Genomic DNA, 22,025 nt, shown 5'->3' on the forward strand with positions numbered 1-22,025 from the left:
TCGTCCACCGGGTGGAGGGACCGCGCCGTTTCCGGCCTGCCACGCGAGCGGTCGTCGGGCGGTTCCGGGCCGCCGCCGGAGGGCGCTGGTCACCGGCCCAGCACGATCCGGGCCATGCCGTCCAGCGCCGGGTTGTCCGGATCCCAGTAGCCGGTGTGGCCGTGCGGGGCGCTCGGGAAGCGCCGGCCGCCGAAGCCCGGCGCGCTCGGGTCGGCGCCGAACCAGAGGCGTTCGCCGTGCCCGTCCAGCGCGGCGAGCGCCGGACCGAGCGGCGTACCCGCCAGCAGCGCGCGGCGGGCCAGCTCGTCCGGCGGGCGGGTCAGCCGGATCACGTCGTCCGGCGCTGTCGACGACCAGACCTGCCCGGCGGGCATGCGCAGGTCGGCGGCGTGGTCCACGCCGACTCCCGGGGAGCCCACGAAGACCAGCGCGTCGGCGCTCAACCCGTGGTCGCGGGCGGCCGCGCCGACCACCAGCGAGCCGTAGCTGTGCCCGAGCACCGTCTGCCGGGCCGGCGGGCCCTCGTGCGCGGCCCGCAACCCCTCCTGAAACCGGTGCAGCGCCGGGCCGGCGTCCTCGGCCTGCCGGGTGCCGGCCGCCTCGGTGAGGAAGTCCGGCGCGTCGTAGTCCAGCCAGAGCACCGCCGCCGTCTCGTCGCCGGGCCCGAGCGCCGCGCACCGCCGCAACACCCGGGCCGCCCGGTCCAGCTCGGCCGGGGCGTCGGCGAGATCCGAGGTCATGCCCGGGACGTAGGTGAGCACCGAGGCGGCGCGGTCCGGGTTGCCGAGCGCCACCACCGCGCGGCCGTCGCCGGCCGGGTCGAGCCCCAGCAGGTACGCCCGCGGCGCCCCGCCCGACGCCAGCCGCTCACCGAGCCCGTCCAGCCCGCGTAACGCCGCCTCGACACCTGCCAGCCGGACCCGCCGGGACACCTCCGACGGGCCGGCCGGAAGCGGGCGCAGCAGGGCGAGCCGCCGGACGAGCAGCTGTTCCCGCCGCCGGCCGAGCAGCAGCCGGTTGGCCTGGTCCCGCGCGGCGGCCGGCAGCCCGTCGAGACGGCCGATCCGGCCCGGTTCCCGCCCCACCAGCCAGCGCCGCTCGGCCGGGCTCAGCGCCGCCCACCAGCGGCTCACCTCGGCCGGCCCGGCGCCGGGGCCGGGCCGCCACGCGGGCGGGACACTGACCCAGCCGCGTACCGCCGCGGTGGTCAGCTCCGCCAGCCGGGCGGCGGCCTCCCGGTCGGCGGCTCCGGCGAGCGTGAGCGCACGCCGGATCCCGGTCCGCGCGTCGGCCACCGCCGGCCCCGCCTGCGCCATCGGCCGGGCCGGATCGGGCCGGACCGCTCCGGTGCGGTCCACGAGCAGGCCGCCGGACTCGGCGCGGGCCACCTCGGCGCCGAGCCGGGCCTTCGCCGCGCCCAGCCGCGCGCCGAACTCGGCGAGCACCTGGTCGACCTCGAACAACGCCGGCAGCACGTCGGTGAGCTCGGTGCGCAGGCCCTCGATCCGCCGCTGCGCCGCCGTCGAGGCCGTACCCGACCACCCGGGGCGGAGCGCGCCGATCCGGGCGGTCAGCGCGTCGGCGCGCTGCCGTACCGGCCCGGCGAGACCACGCCACGCCGTCGCGGCGGTGCACCAGGAGCCCGGGTCGGCCCGCCAGAGCTGCGCGTAGCCGGCCGGCACGTCGGTGGTGCCGCCGTTCACCGGAGCACCCCGGCGAGGCGGCGGGCGGCTCGCTCGTCCACCGCCTCGTAGCCGTCCGCCCCGCGACGTATCGCCTCGGCGGTGTCGGCCACCCGGGCACCGAGCGCGCCGGACCAGCGGCAAACCGCCGACTCAAGGTCGGCCAGCGCCGTACCGGTGCGCCAGCCGTCCGGTGCCGCCACCAGCAACGACTCCGGCGCCGCGCCCGGCCCGCGAGCCAGTCGGTAGGCGTCGTCGGCCAGCTCGCGCGCCACAGTGCGCAGCAGCCCCGGGTCGACGTCGAACGGTTTCTCCACCACGTGCCCTCCCTCGCCCGGCGCCACCGGCCGGCTCCGGACACCGGGACGCTAGGCGGCACTCGACAGCGTCCGCCGACCCCTGTGGACAACGTCCGGGGTTATCCACAGGGGCGCTCCGTCAGCCGGTCCGCGCCGCGTACCGCCGGTAGGGTGAGGCCGTGATCGGGGGAGCCGCGGGCGGAAGCTGAGCCGGCGCGACCGGACGGGGTGGGGTGGCATGAGACGGGTGTGGCGGGTCGCTGACGTTCGCGCGGCGGAAGCGGGCCTGATGGCCGCCCTCCCGCCCGGCACGCTGATGCAGCGGGCCGCGGCCGGGCTGGCCCGCCGCTGCGCGTTGCTGCTCGGCGGCCGGGGCGGCGTCTACGGCGCCCGGGTGCTGCTGCTCGTCGGCTCCGGCGACAACGGTGGTGACGCCCTCTTCGCGGGCGCGCACCTGGCCCGCCGGGGCGCGGCGGTGACAGCGCTGCTCCTCACGCCGGGCCGGGCGCACGCCGAGGGCCTGGCCGCCCTGCGCGCCGCCGGTGGCCGGGTGGCCGACCGGCCGCCCGAGGTGGTCGACCTGGTGCTCGACGGCATCGTCGGCATCGGCGGCACCGGCGGGCTGCGGGAGACGGCCGAGCAGTTGGCCGCGAGCCTGACCGGGCAGCGTGGACGCGACGGCACGCCCGCCACAGTGGTCGCTGTCGACGTGCCGAGCGGCGTCGCTGTCGACACCGGCCACGTCCCGCTCACCGACGCGGGTCGGCCCCGCGCGGTCCGGGCCGACGTGACTGTCGCCTTCGGCGCGCTCAAGCCCGCACTGGTCGTCGGCCCGGCCGCCGAGCTGGCCGGAGAGGTCGAGCTGGTCGACATCGGGCTGACGCCCTGGCTGCGCGGCACTCCGGCGCTCCAGGTGATCGAGCGGGCGGACGTGGCCGACTGGTGGCCGGCGCTCGGCGCGTCGTCGGAGAAATACTCCCGGGGCGTGGTCGGCGTGGCCACGGGCTCGGCCACCTACCCGGGCGCGGCGGTGCTCTCGGTCGCCGGGGCGCTCGCCGGCCCCACCGGCCTGGTCCGCTACGCCGGGGGCGCCAAGGGCGAGGTGCTGCACCAGCACCCGTCGGTGATCGCCACCGGCAGGGTCGCCGACGCGGGCCGGGTGCAGGCGTGGGTCTGCGGCTCCGGGCTCGGCACCGGCGAGGAGTCCGCCGCCGAACTGCGCGCGGTGCTGGCCGCGCCGGTGCCGGTGGTGCTCGACGCGGACGCGCTGACGCTCCTGGTGGACGGCAAGCTGGCTGACCGGCTGCGCGGGCGGGACGCGCCGATAGTGGTGACGCCGCACGACCGGGAGTTCGCCCGGCTCTGCGGCGAGATGCCGGGGGAGGACCGGGTCGCCGCCGCGCTGCGGCTGGCCGCCTGGATGAACGCGGTGGTGCTGCTCAAGGGCGACCGTACGGTCATCGGTACGCCCGACGGTCGCGCGTACGTGAATCCGACCGGCACCCCGGCACTGGCCACCGGCGGCACCGGCGACGTGCTGGCCGGGTTGCTCGGCTCGCTGCTCGCCGCCGGGCTGGCGCCGGAGCGGGCCGCCGCCGCGGCGGCGTACCTGCACGGGCTGGCCGGGCGGGAGGCGGCGCGTGGCGGTCCGGTGACCGCGCCCGACGTGGCCGCCGCGTTGCGTCCGGTACTGGCCCGGCTGGGCTGATCCGGGCGGCGACGCCAGGTAGCGAGGGGCACCGCCCACCCGGCTCACCGCTCTGATGATCACTGACGGAAGTAGGCTGAGGACATGTGGCAGTCGGAGGTGCGCGTCGACCTGGACGCGATCCGGGAGAACGTGACCCGGCTCAAGGCCGGCACCAGCGCCGAGCTGATGGCGGTGGTCAAGGGCGACGGGTACGGCCACGGCATGGTGCCGGCCGCCCGCGCGGCGCTCGACGCTGGCGCGGACCAGCTCGGCGTCTGCACGCTGGACGAGGCGCTGCGCCTGCGCGAGGCGGGCATCACCGCGCCGGTGCTGGCCTGGCTGCTCGACCCGGGCCTGCCGTTGCACGACGGGATCACCGTCGGCGTCGACCTCGGCTGCGCCAGCCTCACCCAGCTCGACGAGATGGTCGAGGCGAGCCGCCGGGCGGGCCGCGCGGCCCGGCTGCACCTCAAGATCGACACTGGGCTGGCCCGGGGCGGCGCCACCGTCGCCGACTGGCCGGCGCTGCTGGAGGCCGCCGCGAAGGCCCAGGCCGAGGGCGTGGTCGAGGTGGTCGGCGTGTGGAGCCACTTCGTGTACGCGGACTCGCCCGGTCACCCCACCACCAACCGTCAGCTCGCCGTCTTCCAGGAAGGGCTGGAGATGGTGGCCCGCGCCGGTCTGCGTCCGCGCTACCGGCACCTGGCCAACTCGGCCGCCACGCTCACCCGGCCCGACACCCATTTCGACCTGGTCCGTCCCGGTATCGCCGTCTACGGCCTGTCGCCGGTGGCGGGCGAGCAGTTCGGTCTGCGTCCCGCCATGACCGCCCGCGCCCGGGTGATGCTCACCAAACGCGTGTCGGCCGGCACCGGTGTCTCCTACGGGCACACCTACCTCACCGAGCAGGAGACCAACCTCGCCGTGGTGCCCCTCGGCTACGCCGACGGGGTGCCCCGGCACGCCTCCAACACCGGCCCGGTGCAGCTCGCCGGCAAGCGCCGGACCATCTCCGGCCGGGTCTGCATGGACCAGTTCGTGATCGACTGCGGCGACGACGAGGTGGCCGCCGGAGACGTGGCGACGCTGTTCGGCAGCGGCGCGGACGGCGAGCCCACCGCCGACGACTGGGCCGAGGCGGTCGGCACCATCAACTACGAGATCGTGACCCGCTTCGGCGGCGTGCGGGTGCCCCGCGTCTACGACGGCGAGCGCGCGTGAACGTCCGGTTGCCGCGTCCGCGTACCGCCGCCGGGAAGGTCGCCGGGCTGGTCGGCGTGGCCGCCGCCGGGCTCGCGGCGGGCGTGGTCGGCGAGCGGGTGCTGGTCCGCCGGCTCAAGAACGACCCGACCGACAGGTACGCCGGCGAGGTCTTCGGCGAGCAGCGCTACGACGAGGCGTACCGGCTGGAGATGCCGGACGGCACCGACATCCACGTGGAGGTGGTCGAGCCGACCCGACCGGTCGCCGGGCACCCGACGGTGGTGCTGGTGCACGGGTTCTGCCTGGACATGGGCACGTTCCACTTCCAGCGCAAGCGGCTCACCGAGCGCGGCGACTACCGGGTGGTCGCGTACGACCAGCCGGGGCACGGCCGCTCCGGCCGGCTGGAGAGCGGCGAGTACGACCTGACCGCGCTGGGTCACACGCTGCGCCGGGTGCTCGACGAGGTGGCCCCGGACGGCCCGCTGGTGCTGGTCGGGCACTCGATGGGCGGCATGACGATCATGGCGCTGGCCGAGCTGTACCCGGAGCTGTTCGGTGACCGCGTGGTCGGCACCGTGCTGATGGCCACCTCGGGCGGCCTGGCGGCGGAGACCAAGCTGGTGGCGCCCGCGCTGCTCGGGCGCGTCGGTTCGCCGGTGCTCTACATGATGAGCAACGCCACCCGGTACGGCGGCACCGTGATCGACCGGGCCCGCCGGTCGACGGCGAACGTGGCCTGGCTACTCACCCGCAAGTACGGCTTCGGCACCTCGAAGCCGAGCCCGGCCCTGGTGTCGTACGTCGAGATGATGAACTCGCGCACCTCGGCCGACACGGTCACCCGCTACCTGCGCACGATCGCCACCCACTCCCGGTTCCCGGCGCTGGCCGCGCTGGCCGGCACGCCGGTGCTGGTGATAGTGGGTGACAAGGACATGATCACGCCGGTGACGCACTCCGAGGAGATCGTCCGCCGGCTGCCGGACGCCGAGTTCGTGAAGATCCACGACAGCGGGCACGTGGTGATGCTGGAGCACGCCGACGAGGTCAACGCGGCGCTGGAGAGGTTCCTGGATTCGCTATGACGGTGCTCGTGGAGCTGAAGACGGTCGACGACACCCACGGGTTCGGGCGGCGGCTTGCAGGTGTGCTACGCGCCGGCGACCTGCTGCTGCTCAGCGGGCCGCTCGGGGCCGGCAAGACCGCGCTGACCCAGGGCATCGGCGCCGGTCTGGGCGTACGCGGGGACATCACCTCGCCCACCTTCGTCATCGCCCGGGTGCACCGGCCCGACCCGGCCCGGGGCGGCCGGGTGACGCTCGTGCACGCCGACGCGTACCGCCTGGGCGAGGCCGCCGACCCGCGAGCGGAGATCGACGACCTCGACCTGGACGCCTCGGTGGACGAGGCGGTCACCGTGGTGGAGTGGGGCGAGGGCATGGTCGAGCAGTTGACCGACGCGCACCTGCGGGTACGCATCGACCGCCGGGACGACGACACCCGGGCGGTCACGCTGGAGCCGGTCGGCGGCGACTGGGCCGCCCGGGTCGCCGAACTGTCCTAGGGCTGGAGCGGCATCGTCCAGCAGTTGGAGTAGGCCGTGCGACCAGCGAGCCGGTCGGTCAGCCAGGCCACCGCGTCACCCTGGTCGGTGATGAGCGGCGCCAGGTGATTGGTGAGGAGCTTGTCCCCGAGGTTGGGCAGGCTGACGGCCTGGTAGGTCACGTCGGCGCCCTTGCGGCACCAGTCGACAGCCAGTTGGCGGGCCTGCCGGTGCGGCACGATGTCGTCCTGGACGCCGGTGGCCACGCGTACCGGGCCAGCTGGCTTGAGGGTGCCGATGCGCTGGCGGTCGAGCACGGCGCTCGCCTCGGGGGAGGCGGCGATGACGGCGGTGAGGGACCGGCCGCCGGTGATCCATCTGCTGCTCCTGGTGAACGCGTAGCGCAGGATCGCGTCCCCGACGCACATTGTCGAGGTGTCCTTCAGCGCCGCCCGGCCGGCCTCGTTGACGTTCGCCTCGATGACGTCCCGCACCGCCGGGTCGGACTGGGCGAAGCCGTTCAGTGACCAGCCCAGCGCTCCCGCCAGCGCGCTGCCGTCGATGCCGCCGATGACGGCGGTCAGATCGGCCGGCGGCGCACCGACGTAGGTGCCGGCCAGCGGCACGTCGGGTGCGTAGGTGGGCTGGAGTTCGGCGGCCGCGGCGCTGGCGCCGCCACCCTGGCTGTAGCCGTACAGACCGACCCGGGACCGGTCGGTGACCGACGCGCCCGGCACCGCGCGGGCGGCGCGGGCCGCGTCGAGCAGGGCGCGTCCCTCGTCGAGCCGGTTGACGTAGGTGTGCAGCCGGTCGGTCGCGCCCAGACCGACGTAGTCGGTGACCACGACGGCGGCGCCGGTGGCGAGCAGGCGGTAGACGGCCAGCGCCTCGTAGCCGACGGACAGGGTGTCGCCGGTGAGCGTGAGCGGGTGTTGCAGGGCGAACGAGGGCGCGCACTGGTCGCCCTGCCCCATGGTGCCGGAGGCGAGGGCCACCAGCGGACGCGGCCCGGTGCCCCGCCACTGCGCCCACGGTTCGATGTAGGCGCCGGTCACGCCGACGGCCTGGCCGTTGGAGTCGGTGGACCGGTACATCAGCCGGGTGGCCGTGCCGGGCATCGGGCGGCCGTCGAGCCCGGGGATGCTCAGGCCGAGCGGCAGCGGCTCGGTGCGGATCAGCGTGCCGTTCGTGGTGGGCAGGTCGGCGGGCGGTTGGTAGAAGGCCGGGATCGTCACGCCTCGGGAGACCACCGGCGTGGCGCCGTCGGCCGCCGCGGGGACGCCGGATCCGGCCAGGTAGGTGGCTGCCGCCGCGGCGACGGCCAGCATCCGGAGGCCGACGGTGCGGCGAGGGGAGAGGGCTGCGGAGGGCGTGCGGGGACGGGTGTTTCTGCTGCTCACGGGCACTCCTAGCGAGCATCGATGGTGGTGGATGCAAGCTAGCAGTGGTGGTGTGGCGTAAGTAACTTGCCGGTAGGTTACGCTCCGGTAACTTTTCCCGCCAGTGCCCGGCCCCGCCGCCGCCGGGGAGTGTCGGTCGAGGCTGGTATGAAGAGGGCGACCGACTAGGAGAGGTTGCCGATGCCCGACGCCCCCACCCTGGACCTGCCGGCCCTGCTGCCGGAGGACTGGCGTGCCGTGCTCACCCCCCACCTCGACCCGGCCCGCACCGCGGCGCTGGCCGAGTTCGTCGCCCGGGAGTACGCGACAGCCACGGTCTTCCCGCCGCTGGAGGACCTGTTCTCCGCCTACCGGCTGTGCGGGCCGGCCGACACCCGGGTGCTGATCCTCGGGCAGGACCCGTACCACAAGGCGGGCCAGGCGCACGGGCTGAGCTTCAGCGTGCGCGAGGGGGTGGCGGTGCCGCCGTCGCTGCGCAACGTCTTCAAGGAACTGGGCGAGGACCTGGGCGTACCGAAGCCGCGCAGCGGCAACCTCGACGGCTGGGCCGCGCAGGGCGTCCTGCTTCTCAACTCGGTCCTGACCGTTCGGCAGGCCACGCCCGGCTCGCACGCCAACCGGGGCTGGGAGGAGTTCACCGACGCCACCATCCGGGCGCTCGACGGGCTCGACCAGCGCGTGGTCTTCCTGCTCTGGGGCGGCTACGCCCGCAAGAAGGCGGCGCTGGTGACCAACCCGCGGCACGTGGTGCTGGAGGCCGGGCACCCGAGCCCGATGAACCCGCGCGGCTTCCTCGGCAGCCGCCCGTTCAGCGCGGCGAACAAGGCGCTGGCCGACGCGGGGCTGCCCACCATCGACTGGGAGCGCTCATGACCCAGAGGCATAAGGCTCTCACCTCTTCTCTTTGATGCGGGGCGCTACGCACCGTGACCGGGCGCGCGGCGAGGGCGTGCCGGAGGCGGGCGGGGCGGACGGCTAGGCTGGCTTACCGTGCTCGTACTCGTGGTGGACTCCTCGACGCCCGCGGTGACCGCGGCGCTGGCCGAGGTCTCGGCGGACGGCGTCGCGGTCCGCGCGTCCCGGTGCACTGTCGACGCCCGCGCCCACGGCGAGCTGCTCGCGCCGCAGGTCGACGCCGTCCTGGCGGACGTCGGCGCGCGTCCCGCCGACCTGGCCGCGATCGTCGCCGGCCTCGGCCCCGGCCCGTTCACCGGACTGCGGGTCGGGCTGGTCACCGCCGCCACCATGGGCCAGGTGCTCGGCGTGCCCACGTACGGTGTCTGCTCGCTGGACGGAATCGGCCACCCGGCGGCCGCCGGCGAACCGGTGCTGGCGGCGAGCGACGCGCGGCGCCGGGAGATCTACTGGGCCGTCTACGACGGCACCGGCCGGCGCCTGGCCGGGCCGGAGGTGGCGGCCCCGGCGGTGGTCGCGGAGCGGGCGCGCGACCTGGCCGTCACCGTCGCGGTCGGCGACGGCGCGCACCGGTACGCCGAGGTGCTCGGACTGCCGGTACGCGACGAGCCGCGCTACCCGGACCCGCTGGCGCTGGCCCGTCTCGCCGCGCCGCGCATCCGCGCGGGCGCGCCCGGCGAGACGCTCACCCCGCTCTACCTGCGCCGGCCGGACGCGGTCGCGGCCACCGGCCACAAGCCGGTCCTGCCATGAGGCTGGGCCGGTTCCGCTGGTGGCACATCGACCAGGTGCTGCCCATCGAGGCGGACCTCTTCGGCGCCGAGCAGTGGTCGGCGGCGATGTTCTGGAACGAGCTCGCCAACGGGCACTTCTACCTGGTCGCCACCGACGACGGCGGTGCCGTGCTCGGCTACGCCGGGCTGGCCGTGGCGCCGCCCGACGAGGCGTGGGTGCAGAACGTCGCGGTCCGCCGGGACGCGCACCGCCGGGGAATCGGCCGGCTGCTATTGGAGGCGCTGCTCGCCGAGGCGGCCCGGCGCGGCGTCCGCAGCACGCTGCTGGAGGTCGCCGCCGACAACGCGCCCGCCCAACGGCTCTACGCCACCTACGGGTTCGAGCCGATCGGCGTACGGCGCGGCTACTACCAACCGAGCAACACCGACGCGCTGGTCATGCAGCGCAACGAGGACTGACGCGCATGGCTGACGAACCCCTGATCCTCGGCATCGAGACCTCCTGCGACGAGACCGGCGTGGGTATCGTGCGCGGGCACACGCTGCTCGCCGACGCGCTGGCCTCCAGCGTCGAGGAGCACGCCCGGTTCGGCGGCGTGGTGCCCGAGGTGGCAAGCCGCGCCCACCTGGAGGCCATCGTGCCGACAATGGACCGGGCGCTGCGCGAAGCCGGCGTCACCATCGCCGACATCGACGCCATCGCGGTGACCTCCGGGCCGGGCCTGGCCGGCGCGCTGCTCGTCGGGGTCGCCGCCGCCAAGGGGTACGCGGTGGCGGCGGAGAAGCCGGTGTACGGCGTGAACCACCTCGCCGCGCACGTGGCTGTGGACACGCTCGAACACGGCCCGCTGCCCGAGCCCGCGATCGCGCTGCTGGTCTCCGGCGGGCACTCCTCGCTGCTGCGTGTCGACGACCTGGCCCGTGACGTCGTACCGCTGGGCGCCACCATCGACGACGCGGCGGGGGAGGCGTTCGACAAGGTGGCCCGGCTGCTCGGGCTGCCGTTCCCCGGCGGGCCGTACATCGACCGCGAGGCGCGGTCCGGCGACCCGGCGGCGATCGCCTTCCCGCGCGGGCTGACCGCCGCGAAGGACCTGGCCGGGCACCGGTACGACTTCTCCTTCTCCGGCCTGAAGACGGCTGTGGCCCGCTGGGTGGAGGCGCGGCAGCGGGCCGGTGAGCCGGTGCCGGTCGCCGACGTGGCCGCGTCCTTCCAGGAGGCGGTCTGCGACGTGCTGGTCGGCAAGGCGATCGACGCCTGCCGCAGCAGCGGCATCGACACGCTGGTGATCGGCGGTGGCGTGGCGGCCAACTCCCGGCTGCGGGCGATGGCCGAGCAGCGGGCCGGCCGGCACGGCATCCGGGTGCGTACGCCCCGGCCGAAGCTCTGCACGGACAACGGCGCGATGGTGGCCGCGCTCGGCTCCCACCTGGTCGCCGCGGGCGTCGCGCCGAGCCGGCTGGACCTGCCGGCCGACTCGGCGATGCCGCTGACAGTGGTCAGTGTGTGAGCGGGGAGGGGACCGACATGATCGTCCGGATGTGGGAGGCGAAGGCCGAGTCGTACGGCTTCGCCGAGTTGATCACCTGGGTCTGCGAGACCGCGCTGCCTGATTTCGAGCACGACCCCATGCACGTCTCCAGCGAGGTGTTCTCCTCCACGGACCACCGGCTTGTGGTCATCTCCAAGTGGCGGAACAACCCCCGTGAGCTGCCCGAGCCGCCGGCCCGGCTGATCGCGCGCCCGCCGCACAGCTGGGACTTCACCCAGGTGGACCGCTGACGCGAGGGTCGTCACGGCGGCCGGAATTGGTTGGCGCCCGGGTCGTCCCGGCACCTAGCGTCGGTGGGTCATGCGCTTCTCACCGGCCGGTGATCCCGGCACCCCCGACGCGCGGTCGGCCACCCGGTATCTCGTGTGGCTCGCCGGGCGGCACCCCGTCTTCTTCGGCGCCGGTCTCGCGCTCGGCGTGATCTGGATGCTGGCCCAGGCGCTGGTGCCGGCCGTGCTCGGCCGCGCCGTGGAGGCCGGCCTGGCCCAACGCGATCCGGACGCGCTGGTGCGCTGGAGCCTGGTCCTGCTCGGGCTGGGCCTGGTGCAGGCCGTCGCCGGGATCCTGCGCCACCGCTGCGCGGTGCACAACTGGCTCGGCGCCGCCTACCGCACGGTGCAGGTCACAGTGGACGCCACCAACCGGCTCGGCGCCGCGCTGCCCCGACGGGTCGCGGCCGGCGAGGTGGTGAGCATCGGCACCGCCGACATCGAGCACATCGGCAGCGCCATCGACATCACCGCCCGGGGCGTCGGCTCGGTGGTCGGCATCGTCACCGTCGCGGTGATCCTGCTCAGCGCCTCCCCGGCGCTCGGTCTTGTGGTGGTGCTCGGCGTGCCACTGCTGATGGCGCTCGTGGCGTTGCTGATCCGCCCGCTGCACAGGCAGCAGGCCGCGTACCGGGACTCCACCGGCCGGCTCACCGCCCGGGCCGCGGACATCGTCTCCGGCCTGCGCGTGCTGCGCGGTGTCGGCGGCGAGCCGGTGCTCTCCGAGCGCTACCGGCAACGGTCGCAGGCGTTGCGCGCGGACGGGCTGCGGGTCGCCCGCGTCGAGTCGCTGTTGCAGGCCGCGCAGATCCTGCTGCCCGGCGTCTTCGTGGTGCTGGTGACCTGGCTGGGCGCCCGGTTCGCGCTGCGCGGCGAGATCAGCGCCGGCGAGCTCGTCTCGTTCTACGGCTACACCGCGTTCCTGGTCAGCCCGCTGCGCAACCTGACCGAGGCGGCCGACAAGCTGACCCGCGGGCACGTGGCGGCCCGCCGGGTGGTCCGGTTGTTGCGGCTCGCGCCGGAGTTCACCGACCCGGCCACCCCGGTGCCGGTGCCGGCCGGGCCGGGCGAGCTGGCGGACGTTCGGTCCGGGCTGGTGCTGCGACCGGGCCGGCTCACCGCGCTGGCCGCCGCCACCCCGCAGGACGCCACCGAGATCGCCGACCGCCTCGGCCGGTACGCCGACGGGGACGTCACGCTGCACGGCGTACCGCTGCGGGAGGTGGCGCTGGCGACGGTGCGCGAGCGGATCCTGGTGGCCGACAACGACGCGCAGCTGTTCAGCGGCGTGCTGCGCACGGAGCTGGACCCGCACGACCGGGCCGGGCCCGGGGTGGTGGAGGCGGCGCTTGCCGCGGCGAGCGCCACCGACATCGTCGAGGCGCTGCCCGGCGGCCTGGACAGCGAGGTGGCCGAACGCGGCCGGGAGTTCTCCGGCGGGCAGCGGCAACGCCTGCGGCTGGCCCGCGCGCTCGTCGCCGACCCGGAGACGTTGATCCTGGTCGAGCCGACCAGCGCGGTGGACGCGCACACCGAGGCGCGCGTCGCCGAACGGCTCGGCCCGGCCCGTCGCGGCCGCACCACGCTCGTCTGCACCACGAGCCCACTGGTGCTCGGTCACGCCGACCACGTCGTCTTCGTGGAGGACGGCAAGGTCGTCGCCGAGGGCCGGCACGAGGAACTGCTCGCCACCGAGCCGCGCTACGCCGCCACGGTGAGCCGGGAGGAAGACCGATGAGCAACGCGCTGCCCGTCGCCGACGGCGCCCAGGTCCGCCGGTACGCGCGGGAGCTGATCCGCCGTCACCCGCGCGGCCTGGCCGCCGTGCTCGGTCTGCACGCGCTCGCCGCCGGGGCCGGGCTCGTCGCCCCGCGCCTGCTCGGTGACCTGGTGCAGGGGATCTCCCAGGGCATCGCCGCGACGACCGTGGACCGGGTCGTGGCGGCCATCGCCGCGTTCGTGGTGGTGCAGGCGGTGCTGGTCCGCTTCGCGCACCTGGCCTCCGCCCGGCTCGGTGAGCGGGTGCTCGCCGAGCTGCGGGAGGAGTTCGTCGACCGGGTGCTCGCGCTGCCGCTCGCCACAGTGGAGCGGGCCGGCACCGGGGACCTGCTCACCCGCACCTCGCGGGACGTCGCCGCGCTGTCCCGCACGGTCCGGTTCGCCGGGCCGGAGACGCTCATCGCGGCGCTCACAGTGCTGCTGATCCTCGGCGCGCTGGTGCTGACCGGCCCGCTGCTGGCGCTGCCCAGCCTGCTGTCGGTGCCGGTGCTGTGGGCCGGCACGCGCTGGTACCTGCGCCGCGCGCCGCAGGGCTACCTGCGGGAGAACGCCGCCTACTCGGACATCACCGACGGGATCAGCGAGACGGTCGAGGGGGCGCGGACCACCGAGGCGCTGCGGCAGGCGGCCCGCCGCCGGGCTCGCGGCGACGCGGACATCCGCCGGTCGTACGCGGCCGAGCGTTACACGCTCTACCTGCGGACCGTGTTCTGGCCGGTGGCCGAGTTCGGCTACCTGGTGCCGATGGTGGCGACCCTGCTCATCGGCGGCTGGTTCCACCTGAAGGGCTGGGCCACCCTCGGCCAGGTCACCGCCGCCACGCTCTACGCCCAGCAGCTCACCGACCCGATCGAGCGGCTGCTCGGCTGGCTGGACGAGTTCCAGGTCGGCGGCGCGTCGCTGGCCCGGCTGCTGGGGGTGGCCGCCGAGCCGGACGAGCGCGCCAAGGCATTCGCCACGCCGGACGAGCGCGCCGCCGCTCCGGGCAGTGCGGGCGGCGCGGGCCGGCTCGCCGCGCACGACGTCCGGTACGCGTACCGCCCGGGGCACGACGTGCTGCACGGCGTGACGCTGGAACCCCGGCCGGGGGAGCGGCTGGCGATGGTCGGCCCGTCCGGTGCGGGCAAGTCGACGCTGGGCCGGCTGCTGGCGGGCGTGCACGCGCCGAGCGCCGGCGCGGTGACGGTGGACGGCCGGCCGCTCGCCGGCATGCCCCTGGCCGAACTGCGTACCCACGTCGCGCTGGTCAGTCAGGAGCACCACGTGTTCATCGGTACGCTCGCCGACAACGTGGCGATGGTCCGGCCGGACGCCGACCCGGCGCGGGTACGCGCGGCGCTGGCCGCCGTCGACGCGCTGGACTGGGCGCTGGCCCTGCCGGACGGGCTGGACACGCCGGTCGGCGCGGACGGCCACCCGCTCACCCCCGCGCAGGCGCAGCAGCTCGCGCTGGCCCGGCTGGTGCTCGCCGACCCGCACACGCTGGTGCTGGACGAGGCCACCTCGCTGATCGACCCGCGGGCGGCCCGGGCCCTGGAACGGTCGCTGTCGGCGGTGCTGCACGGCCGCACCGTCATCGCCATCGCGCACCGGCTCTTCTCCGCCCACGACGCGGACCGCGTGGCGGTGGTCGCCGACGGCCGGATCACCGAGCTGGGCTCACACGACGAACTGGTCGCGGCCGGTGGCTCGTACGCCGCGCTGTGGCGGTCCTGGCACGGCTGAGGACGCGCGACGGGCCCCGGCGGACGTGCCGGGGCCCGTTCGGCGGCCGGTTCAGGAGCGGCGGGCCAGCCGCCAGGTCGCGTACCCGCCGGTGCCGAGCGCGATCAGGAACACCGCCCACACCACCCCGGTGCCGACCTGGAGCCCACCGCCGCTGCCCACGTTGGCCTGGGCGGCGGCGACGAGCGAGTCGCTCTGCGCGGGCGGCAGCGCGGCCGGCGGCAACTGCTGCCAGCGCACCAGCCCGGTGCTCTCCAGCATGGTCATGTGGTCGTTGACGAACGTGTTGGCGTCCTCGGCCAGCTTGCGCACGATCGGGTCGCGGGTGCTGGCCCGGACCGCGCCGATCACCGGGAAGATCTTGCCGTGGGCGACCCGCAGCCGGGTGACGAAGATCTGGTCGAACCGGGCGCCGGTGGCGTTCTGCATCTCGGTCAGCCACCCCTTCTGCTCGGCGGTCGGATCCGTCGGCAGGGTGGCGCCGAGCTTGTTGGCCGCCTCGACCACCAGCTGGTCCAGCTGCGCGTGCTGCTTGGCGATCTCCGCGCCGACCTCGCGTACCCGGGCGGACTGGCCCTTCTCGGCCGCCATCTGCCCGGCCGGCATCTCCCACAACCCGGCCAGCCGTACGCCGTTGAGCAGCGTCATGTCGGCGGCGTTCATCTGCACGCCGGGGTTGGGCGCGGCCTGCGCCGTCCCGGGAACGACGCCGATCCCCGCGCCCAGCGCGGCGAGCAGCAGTACCACCCGGTGCGCCAGCTTGCGGCGTGCGGATTCCAGCGATGCCATGGTTGCGGTGCCTCCTCGGTCCGGACCGGTACGCGGGGTGTGGTGGACGGCCGCGCAAGCCGGCCGCCCGTCCGCACACTGGTACGGATCGGCGGGCCGATCAGTTCAGCGGGTCGGCGAGGAGTCGTTCGAACGCCAGCTCGGCGGCGCCGATCAGCGCCGCGTCGTCACCGAGCTTCGGGGTACGCAGCCGCACGTGTTCCAGGCACGCGGGCAGCCCGTTGGAGTTGAGCCGGCTGCGCACCTGCGCGGCGGAGGCCAGGTAGAGGTCGCGCATGGTGCCACCGAAGATCACCATCTCCGGGTTGAAGATGTTCACCAGGTTCGCCACGCCGAAGCCGAGCCAGTCGCCGGCCTGCCGTACCGCCGTCTGGGCGCGGGCGTCGCCACGGTCGGCCGCGTCGAAGAGGGCGAGCAGGGCGTCCCGGCCGCGCGCCTCGGACCGGCCGGCGGCGCGCAGCAGCCCGTGCTCGCCGATCGCGGTCTCCCAGCAGCCGCGCCGGCCGCAGTCGCAGCGCACCCCGTCGCGGACCACCACCATGTGGCCGACCTCGCCGCCGTAGCCGCCGTGCCCGGTCAGCCGCCGGCCCCCGGCGATGATGCCCGCGCCCACGCCGACGTCGCCGTAGATGTAGATGACGTTGTCGCAGCCGACCGCCGCGCCGCGGGCGTGCTCGGCGTACGCGGCCACGTCGGCCACGTTCCCGACCGTAATCGGTACGTCTATCCCCAGCTCGACGGCGAGCGCCGCGCCGATCGGCTCGTCCACCCAGCCGGTGGTCGGGCTGAGCCGGACCAGCCCGTCGTCGCGGCGGACCATGCCGCACACCGCCACCCCGGCGCCCACGCAGACCGCGTCCGGGGGCACCGACTGGTGCATCTCCTTCACCGCGTCGGCGAGCAGCGGGGCGGCCTCCCCGGCGATCAGGCTGCGTGGCCGGTCCATCTCCCGGCGGTCGAGCACCTCACCGCCGAGCCCGACCCGGGCGGCCCGCAGCCGGTCCACCTCGACGCTGTACGCGTACGCGTAGACCCGCTCCGACTCGGGCCGGACGACGAGTGACGGTCGTCCGGCCCGGCCGGTCTCCTTCGGCGTCCCCTCGCTGACCAGACCGGCGCCGGCCAGGTCGGCGGTCAGCGCGCCGATGGTGCTGCGGTTGAGTCCGAGCGCGGTGGTCAGCTCGGCCCGGGTGGTGGCCCCGTGTACGTGCACGTAGCGGAGCAACGCGCCCAGGTTCTGCCGACGGATCTCGTCCTGACTGGGGCCTGCGCGCATTGCCACTGCCATGGTGTCGATGACCGGATCAGCGGGTACCGGTCGCGGCCGAACGTCGCCGGGACAGTGCGTCGACGCCGGCGGCGAGGAGCAGCACCAGGCCGGTGAAGATGAACTTCAGCCCGGAGCTGAGGTCGAGCAGTCCCATACCGTTGATGATGACAGCCACCACCGCGCCACCCAGCACCGCGTTGATCATGCGACCTTTGCCCCCGAAGAGGCTGGTTCCGCCGATGACGGCCGCGCCGACGGCGTAGAGGAGCACGTTGCTGCCACCGGTGTTGGGGTCGACCGACCGGTCCCGGCTGGCGGCGATGATGCCGCCGACCGCGGCCATGCCCGAGCAGATCACGAACGCCGAGATCTTGAGCCGGTCCACGTTGATGCCGGCCCGCCGCGCCGCCTCGGCGTTGCCGCCGACCGCGTAGAGGTGCCGGCCGTAGGCCGTCCGGTTGAGCACGAACGTCCAGAACACCAGCAGGAGCGCGACGATCGGCACGACCACCGGCATGCCCTTGTTCGACGTGATCAGCGGGTTGATGCTGCGCTCCTGGTTGAGCACGTAGACCGCGAGCACGATCAGCAGCGCCAGCCCGCCGATCCGGGCGCCGATCACGGCCGTCGGCTCGGTCACCAGGCCCCGGGAGACCCGGTTGCGGTGGCGCAGCAGCTGGGCGACGGCGTAGCCGACGACCGCGACGGCGGCCAGCAGCCAGCCGACGGCCGGCGAGATGCGGCCGTTCTCGATGCCGACGATCACGTCGTCGCTGATCGAGATGTTGCTGCCCTCCTTCATGAGCAGCAGCACCACGCCCTGGAAGGCGAGGAAGCCGGCCAGCGTCACCACGAAGGACGGGATTCCCACTTTCGCGACCAGGAACCCGAGGATCAGGCCGATCAGCACGCCGGTGAGCAGGGCCGCGAGGACGGCGACGTACCACGGGTAACCGAGCACGCTGACCACGTTCGCCAGGATTCCGGCGCAGACGCCGCTGGCGAAGCCGGCGGAGAGGTCGATCTCGCCGAGCAGGAGCACGAAGATCAGCCCCATGGCGATCACGGTGACCGCCGCGCCCTGGGTGAAGAGGTTGGCGAAGTTCCCCGCGGAGAAGAACACCGGGCGCACGATGGTGAACACCACACAGAGCACGACGAGGCCGCTGACCGCGGGCAGGGCGCCCAGGTCGCCGCCGCGTACCCGGGCGAGGTAGTTGCGGACGTGGTCGCCGACGGAGGGTGCGGGCGTGACGGCGGCCGGCCCCTCCTTCTTCACGGCGGTGGCGGTCATCGGAGGGCTCCCGAGGTTGCGTCGGCGGATTCGGTGCCGTTGCCCGGCTCGGTGGTGAGACCGAGGTTGCCGGACCGGCCCGCGGTGATCAGCTCGACCACCTGCGAGTGGGTGATGTCGGTGGTCTTGACCTGGGCGACCATCTGGCCGAGGTAGAGCGCGGCGATCCGGTCGGAGACGGCGAAGACGTCGTTCATGTTGTGCGAGATGAGCACCACGGCCAGGCCGTTGTCGGCCAGCCGGCGGACCAGTTCCAGCACCTGGGCGGTCTGCGCGACGCCGAGCGCGGCGGTCGGCTCGTCCAGGATGACGAGCCGGCTGTTCCAGAGCACGGCCTTGGCGATGGCGACGGTCTGCCGCTGGCCGCCGGAGAGGCTGGCCACGTGCTGGCGCAGCGACTTCACGGTGCGCACGCTCAGTCCGGCGAGCGTCTCGGCGGCCATCTGCTCCATGGTCGGCTCGTCGAGCACGATGCCGCTGCGCTTCTCCCGGCCGAGGAACATGTTCTGCACGATGTCGAGGTTGTCGCAGAGCGCGAGGTCCTGGTAGACGACCTCGATCCCGAGGTCGGCGGCGTCGCGGGGGCTGTTGATGGTCACCGGCCGGCCGTCGAAGAGGAACTCGCCGGCGTCGGTGGGGTGGATACCGCTGATGCACTTGACCAGGGTCGACTTGCCGGCGCCGTTGTCGCCGACGAGGGCGGTCACCTCGCCCGGGTGCGCGGCGAAGGCGACGTCGCGCAGCACCTGGACGGGACCGAAGCTCTTGTCGATCCCGCGTAGCTCCAGCAGGGGGGTTGCGGACACGGGGTTCTCCTTTGGGCGGAGGGAGGTCTCGGATCCCGTCCGGCGCGGGCGCCGCCCGGCACGGGTTCCCCCGTACCGGGCGTCGCTTGAGCCGGGTGGGTCAGCTCACGCCGGCGTCGGTGCAGAGCTTGGCGAAGGCGCCGGTGCAGAGCTCTTCCTTGGTGACGTAGCCGTCGGCCACCACGTCCTTGACGTTGTCCTTGTAGATGGCCTTGGGCTCCAGCAGCACGGACGGGACGTCCCGCTTGCCCTCCGGGTCCTTGACCGTCTGGCCGGTGTCCTTGCGCTCGCCCTTGGCGAGTGCGATGGCCAGGTCGGCGGCGGCGTCCGCCTCCTTCTTGACCGCCTTGTAGACGGTCATGCACTGGTCACCGGCGAGGATGTTCTGCAGGCCCTGGACCGTGGCGTCCTGGCCGGTCACCGGCACCTTGCCGTTGAGCTGGTTCTTCTTCAGTACGGAGATGGCCGCGTTGCCCAGGCCGTCGTTGGCGGCCAGGACGCCGTCGATCTTGCCCTTCTCCTGGGTGAGCATCTGCTCGAAGATCACGCCGGCCTGCGCGTTGTCCCAGTCCGGGACGTTCTGGTCCGGGCCCTTCGTGTACTCACCCGCGTCGAACTTCGGCTTGAGGATCGAGTCGTAGCCGTTCTTGAACAGGGTGGCGTTGTTGTCGGTCTGGGAGCCGTTCAGGTAGGCGATCTTCGGCTTCTGCGCGCCCTTGTCGGTGAGGCACTTGCTCAATCCCTCGCCCTGGAGCTTGCCGACCGCCTCGTTGTCGAAGCTGACGTAGTACTGGGCCGAGCCGCCCAGCGTCAGCCGGTCGTAGTCGATAGTGGCCACGCCCTGCGACTTGGCCTTCTCCAGCACGGCCTTGCCGGTGCCGGAGTCCAGGTTGACGATCATGAGCGCGGTGACGCCGCTGGTCAGCATGCCGTCGGCGATGGTGGAGAAGGCGGACTTGTCGCCCTGGGCGTTCTGGATCGTGTAGTCGACGCCGGCGGCCTTGAACGCCGCCTCCAGGTACTTGCGGTCCGCGCCCTCCCAGCGGGCGGAGGACTTGCTGTCCGGCAGGATCACGCCGATCTTCGGCTTCTTGGCGTTGGAGCCGCCGGCCTCGTTCGAGGAGCCGCCGTCGTCGCCGCAGGCGGCCATGCTGCCGGTCGCGAGGAGACCGACGGCCGCGAAGGTGAGGAAGCCCTTGCGCATGTGCAGGGTCCTTTCGGAGGTGGGGGAGTGGTGATGTTTTGTTGTGCCCGGCAACGTATTCCCCGTCACCCATGCGCCGCAAGACTGCCGAGGTCAGAAGTTTGTTGGCGGCGGTAACAATTCAGCAACGCGGTTGTCACCCGCGAGACACCGCCGGGAGGGGTGCACCGGGAACGCTCCCACACGCACCGTCACGCGCCCGCTCAGACGGCGGCGATCGATGCCGTCGCCGCCCCGGTGAGCGCCACCAGATCCGTCGGCGCGAGCTGCACCTGGAGGCCGCGCCGCCCCGCCGAGACGTACACCGTCGGGTGCGCCAGCGCGGAGGCGTCGATGACCGTCGGTAGCCGCTTGCGCTGCGCGAGCGGGCTGATCCCGCCGCGCACGTATCCGGTCGCCCGCTCGGCCACGGCCCGGTCCGCCATCGTCGCCCGCTTGCCGCCGGCCGCGGCGGCGAGCGCCTTCAGGTCCAGCTCACCGGTCACCGGCACCACCGCCACGGTCAGCCCGCCGTCGACCTCGGTGACGAGCGACTTGAACACCCGCTCCGGCGCCACCCCGAGCGCGGCGGCGACGAGCGCGCCGTAGTTCGGCGCGTCCGGCGAGACGTCGTAGGTGTGGGTGCTGTGCGCGATCTTCCGCTTGCTCAGCAACGCGATCGCCGGAGTGCCAGGGCCAGCCACCGGCTCAAGCTAGCCCGGCCGGGGACCGGGCGCGAGCCGAAACCGCGTGCCGGGTCAGCCGCCGGCCGGAACCGGCCGGCAGACGAGCACTGTGGGGTTGCCCGCGACCCGGGTCAGCGTCAGGCCGGCCGCCTCGTCGCCGGACAGCCGCAGGTCACGGCGCAGCTTCTCCGGCTCCAGCGCCGACCCGCGCTTGCGGATCTCCACCCGGCCGACCCGCCGCTCCCGCAGCAGGGCGCGCAGCCGCTTCAACGAGAACGGCAGCACGTCGGTGATCTCCATACAGCGGGCGAACGGGGTGGGCCGGGCCTCGTCGGCGTACAGGTAGGCGATCGACGGGTCGGCGAGCGTGGCGTCCAGGTCGGTGGCCAGCTCGGCGACCAGGTGGGCGCGGACCACCGCCGGGTCCGGGTCGTACAGGAAGCGCCGGACCGGCCCCACCTCCGCCTCGGCCGCGCCGGTGCCGGTGAGGTGATAGGAAGGGACCCTTTTACTACCGGAGGCGTTAAGAAGGGGCCCTTCCTTCTCGCGCAGCAGGGTGGCTCGGCGGGGGACGCCGGCCAGCTCGCCGCACCACAGCGCCGCCTCGACCAGGTCGCCGTCCACGCTCACCCACTCCGCCTCGGCGCCGGCCGGGATCAGCGCGTGGTCCAGCCCGGGCGCCACCTTGACCACTGTGCGCGGCACCCGCGCGGCCAGGCCGGTGACGAAGTCCCACGGTGGCGAGTAGGCGTTCGGGTCGAACACGCGCCGCCCGGTGCCGGCCCGCCGCCGCGCCGGATCGCAGAACACGGCGTCGACACCCGTCACGTCGAAGGCCGTGGCGTCGCCGCACTCGACAGTCACCAGGCCGGCGAGCCCGGCCGCCTCGGCGTTCGCGGCGGCCATCGCGGCAGTCAGCGGATCGGCCTCCACCGCGTACACCCGGATGCCGGCGCGGCCCGCGGCGAGCGCGTCGGCGCCCAGGCCGCACCCCAGGTCGGCGAGCGTGGTCACGCCCGCGGCCCGCAGCCGCGCGGCCCGCCGGTCGGCGACCGCGCGGCGGGTGGCCTGCTCCAGTCCCGCCCGGGTGAGGAACATCCCGGCGGCGGCCGGGCCGAACTTGCCCGCCGCCCGGCGGCGCAGCTCCGCCTGGGTGAGCGCGGCGGCGGCGAGGTCGCCCGGGATCCCGGCCGAGCGCAGCG

Annotated in this window: 21 protein-coding genes; 11 read left to right on the top strand and 10 right to left on the bottom strand. The window is 74.3% G+C overall.

Annotated features, from left to right (window positions below; all coding sequences use genetic code 11):
• Positions 1-89: 89 nt before the first annotated feature.
• Positions 90-1,703, bottom strand: coding sequence for an alpha/beta hydrolase (locus tag AB0D28_RS23690; RefSeq protein ID WP_357389033.1), 1,614 nt, complete (start codon positions 1,701-1,703; stop codon positions 90-92).
• On the bottom strand, positions 1,700-2,002 hold the full coding sequence (locus AB0D28_RS23695) for a hypothetical protein (protein ID WP_357389035.1): 303 nt from the start codon (positions 2,000-2,002) through the stop codon (positions 1,700-1,702). Before AB0D28_RS23695 ends, AB0D28_RS23690 begins: the two co-directional genes overlap by 4 nt.
• 217 nt (positions 2,003-2,219) lie before the next feature.
• Here AB0D28_RS23695 and AB0D28_RS23700 point away from each other — a divergent pair, with 217 nt between their 5' ends.
• The 4 genes from AB0D28_RS23700 to tsaE all read left to right on the top strand — a co-directional run bounded on the left by AB0D28_RS23700 (position 2,220) and on the right by tsaE (position 6,441).
• Positions 2,220-3,689, top strand: coding sequence for an NAD(P)H-hydrate dehydratase (locus AB0D28_RS23700; protein WP_357389037.1), 1,470 nt, complete (start codon positions 2,220-2,222; stop codon positions 3,687-3,689).
• An 84-nt stretch (positions 3,690-3,773) separates the two neighbouring features.
• Positions 3,774-4,892, top strand: a complete 1,119-nt coding sequence (alr, locus tag AB0D28_RS23705; protein ID WP_357389039.1) for an alanine racemase — start codon at positions 3,774-3,776, stop codon at positions 4,890-4,892.
• Entirely contained in the window at positions 4,889-5,962 is a 1,074-nt protein-coding gene (locus AB0D28_RS23710) for an alpha/beta hydrolase (RefSeq protein ID WP_357389041.1), read from the top strand. The genes alr and AB0D28_RS23710 overlap by 4 nt, the downstream gene beginning before the upstream one ends.
• Positions 5,959-6,441 carry a tRNA (adenosine(37)-N6)-threonylcarbamoyltransferase complex ATPase subunit type 1 TsaE gene (gene tsaE / locus AB0D28_RS23715; protein WP_357389043.1) on the top strand — a complete coding sequence of 161 codons (483 nt, stop codon included), beginning with the start codon at positions 5,959-5,961 and terminating at the stop codon, positions 6,439-6,441. The genes AB0D28_RS23710 and tsaE overlap by 4 nt, the downstream gene beginning before the upstream one ends.
• Here the strand turns inward: tsaE and AB0D28_RS23720 are convergent.
• Positions 6,438-7,820, bottom strand: coding sequence for a lipase family protein (locus tag AB0D28_RS23720; RefSeq protein ID WP_357389044.1), 1,383 nt, complete (start codon positions 7,818-7,820; stop codon positions 6,438-6,440). The genes tsaE and AB0D28_RS23720 overlap by 4 nt on opposite strands.
• 180 nt (positions 7,821-8,000) lie before the next feature.
• Between AB0D28_RS23720 and ung the strand changes: the two genes are divergently transcribed.
• From ung to AB0D28_RS23755, 7 genes are all read left to right on the top strand, one after another.
• Complete coding sequence (gene ung, locus AB0D28_RS23725) at positions 8,001-8,693, top strand: uracil-DNA glycosylase (RefSeq protein ID WP_357389045.1); 693 nt, start codon at positions 8,001-8,003, stop codon at positions 8,691-8,693.
• Positions 8,694-8,810: 117 nt separating this feature from the next.
• Positions 8,811-9,488: a tRNA (adenosine(37)-N6)-threonylcarbamoyltransferase complex dimerization subunit type 1 TsaB gene (tsaB, locus tag AB0D28_RS23730; RefSeq protein ID WP_357389047.1), complete on the top strand. Its 678-nt coding sequence runs from the start codon at positions 8,811-8,813 to the stop codon at positions 9,486-9,488.
• The gene (gene rimI / locus AB0D28_RS23735; RefSeq protein WP_357389049.1) at positions 9,485-9,928 is read left to right on the top strand and encodes a ribosomal protein S18-alanine N-acetyltransferase; all 444 of its coding nucleotides are present in this window, start codon (positions 9,485-9,487) and stop codon (positions 9,926-9,928) included. The genes tsaB and rimI overlap by 4 nt, the downstream gene beginning before the upstream one ends.
• A gap of 5 nt (positions 9,929-9,933) precedes the next feature.
• Positions 9,934-10,980 carry a tRNA (adenosine(37)-N6)-threonylcarbamoyltransferase complex transferase subunit TsaD gene (tsaD, locus tag AB0D28_RS23740; protein ID WP_357389051.1) on the top strand — a complete coding sequence of 349 codons (1,047 nt, stop codon included), beginning with the start codon at positions 9,934-9,936 and terminating at the stop codon, positions 10,978-10,980.
• A gap of 17 nt (positions 10,981-10,997) precedes the next feature.
• Positions 10,998-11,252 (top strand): hypothetical protein, encoded by a 255-nt coding sequence (locus tag AB0D28_RS23745; protein ID WP_357389053.1) that lies wholly within the window; start codon positions 10,998-11,000, stop codon positions 11,250-11,252.
• 70 nt (positions 11,253-11,322) lie between these two features.
• Positions 11,323-13,029, top strand: coding sequence for an ABC transporter ATP-binding protein (locus AB0D28_RS23750; RefSeq protein ID WP_357389055.1), 1,707 nt, complete (start codon positions 11,323-11,325; stop codon positions 13,027-13,029).
• Complete coding sequence (locus AB0D28_RS23755; protein ID WP_357389057.1) at positions 13,026-14,795, top strand: ABC transporter ATP-binding protein; 1,770 nt, start codon at positions 13,026-13,028, stop codon at positions 14,793-14,795. The genes AB0D28_RS23750 and AB0D28_RS23755 overlap by 4 nt, the downstream gene beginning before the upstream one ends.
• A gap of 51 nt (positions 14,796-14,846) precedes the next feature.
• On the opposite strand, the gene AB0D28_RS23760 is transcribed toward AB0D28_RS23755, so the two are convergent.
• The 7 genes from AB0D28_RS23760 to AB0D28_RS23790 form a co-directional block, all read right to left on the bottom strand.
• On the bottom strand, positions 14,847-15,584 hold the full coding sequence (locus AB0D28_RS23760; protein WP_357389059.1) for a DUF4142 domain-containing protein: 738 nt from the start codon (positions 15,582-15,584) through the stop codon (positions 14,847-14,849).
• 100 nt (positions 15,585-15,684) lie between these two features.
• Positions 15,685-16,860 (bottom strand): ROK family protein, encoded by a 1,176-nt coding sequence (locus AB0D28_RS23765; protein ID WP_357389061.1) that lies wholly within the window; start codon positions 16,858-16,860, stop codon positions 15,685-15,687.
• 28 nt (positions 16,861-16,888) lie between these two features.
• Positions 16,889-18,148 carry an ABC transporter permease gene (locus AB0D28_RS23770; RefSeq protein WP_357389063.1) on the bottom strand — a complete coding sequence of 420 codons (1,260 nt, stop codon included), beginning with the start codon at positions 18,146-18,148 and terminating at the stop codon, positions 16,889-16,891.
• Positions 18,145-18,954, bottom strand: a complete 810-nt coding sequence (locus AB0D28_RS23775) for an ATP-binding cassette domain-containing protein (RefSeq protein WP_357389065.1) — start codon at positions 18,952-18,954, stop codon at positions 18,145-18,147. Before AB0D28_RS23775 ends, AB0D28_RS23770 begins: the two co-directional genes overlap by 4 nt.
• A 100-nt stretch (positions 18,955-19,054) precedes the next feature.
• Positions 19,055-20,158, bottom strand: a complete 1,104-nt coding sequence (locus AB0D28_RS23780) for a substrate-binding domain-containing protein (RefSeq protein ID WP_357389067.1) — start codon at positions 20,156-20,158, stop codon at positions 19,055-19,057.
• 203 nt (positions 20,159-20,361) lie between these two features.
• Positions 20,362-20,841 (bottom strand): Cys-tRNA(Pro) deacylase, encoded by a 480-nt coding sequence (gene ybaK / locus AB0D28_RS23785; RefSeq protein ID WP_357389069.1) that lies wholly within the window; start codon positions 20,839-20,841, stop codon positions 20,362-20,364.
• A gap of 54 nt (positions 20,842-20,895) precedes the next feature.
• On the bottom strand, positions 20,896-22,025 hold a 1,130-nt coding region (locus AB0D28_RS23790), incomplete at its 5' end, for a methyltransferase domain-containing protein (RefSeq protein ID WP_357389071.1).

This window comes from Micromonospora sp. NPDC048169 (assembly GCF_040652815.1).
GTDB lineage: Bacteria > Actinomycetota > Actinomycetes > Mycobacteriales > Micromonosporaceae > Micromonospora.

Coding starts and splice junctions, on each gene's coding strand:
- AB0D28_RS23760 (WP_357389059.1), bottom strand. CDS start 15,584: ATGGCATCGCTGGAATCCGCACGCCGCAAGCTGGCGCACCGGGTGGTA.
- AB0D28_RS23765 (WP_357389061.1), bottom strand. CDS start 16,860: ATGCGCGCAGGCCCCAGTCAGGACGAGATCCGTCGGCAGAACCTGGGC.
- ung (WP_357389045.1), top strand. CDS start 8,001: ATGCCCGACGCCCCCACCCTGGACCTGCCGGCCCTGCTGCCGGAGGAC.
- AB0D28_RS23755 (WP_357389057.1), top strand. CDS start 13,026: ATGAGCAACGCGCTGCCCGTCGCCGACGGCGCCCAGGTCCGCCGGTAC.
- AB0D28_RS23745 (WP_357389053.1), top strand. CDS start 10,998: ATGATCGTCCGGATGTGGGAGGCGAAGGCCGAGTCGTACGGCTTCGCC.
- AB0D28_RS23700 (WP_357389037.1), top strand. CDS start 2,220: ATGAGACGGGTGTGGCGGGTCGCTGACGTTCGCGCGGCGGAAGCGGGC.
- AB0D28_RS23750 (WP_357389055.1), top strand. CDS start 11,323: ATGCGCTTCTCACCGGCCGGTGATCCCGGCACCCCCGACGCGCGGTCG.
- AB0D28_RS23780 (WP_357389067.1), bottom strand. CDS start 20,158: ATGCGCAAGGGCTTCCTCACCTTCGCGGCCGTCGGTCTCCTCGCGACC.
- tsaD (WP_357389051.1), top strand. CDS start 9,934: ATGGCTGACGAACCCCTGATCCTCGGCATCGAGACCTCCTGCGACGAG.
- AB0D28_RS23770 (WP_357389063.1), bottom strand. CDS start 18,148: ATGACCGCCACCGCCGTGAAGAAGGAGGGGCCGGCCGCCGTCACGCCC.
- alr (WP_357389039.1), top strand. CDS start 3,774: ATGTGGCAGTCGGAGGTGCGCGTCGACCTGGACGCGATCCGGGAGAAC.
- tsaE (WP_357389043.1), top strand. CDS start 5,959: ATGACGGTGCTCGTGGAGCTGAAGACGGTCGACGACACCCACGGGTTC.
- rimI (WP_357389049.1), top strand. CDS start 9,485: ATGAGGCTGGGCCGGTTCCGCTGGTGGCACATCGACCAGGTGCTGCCC.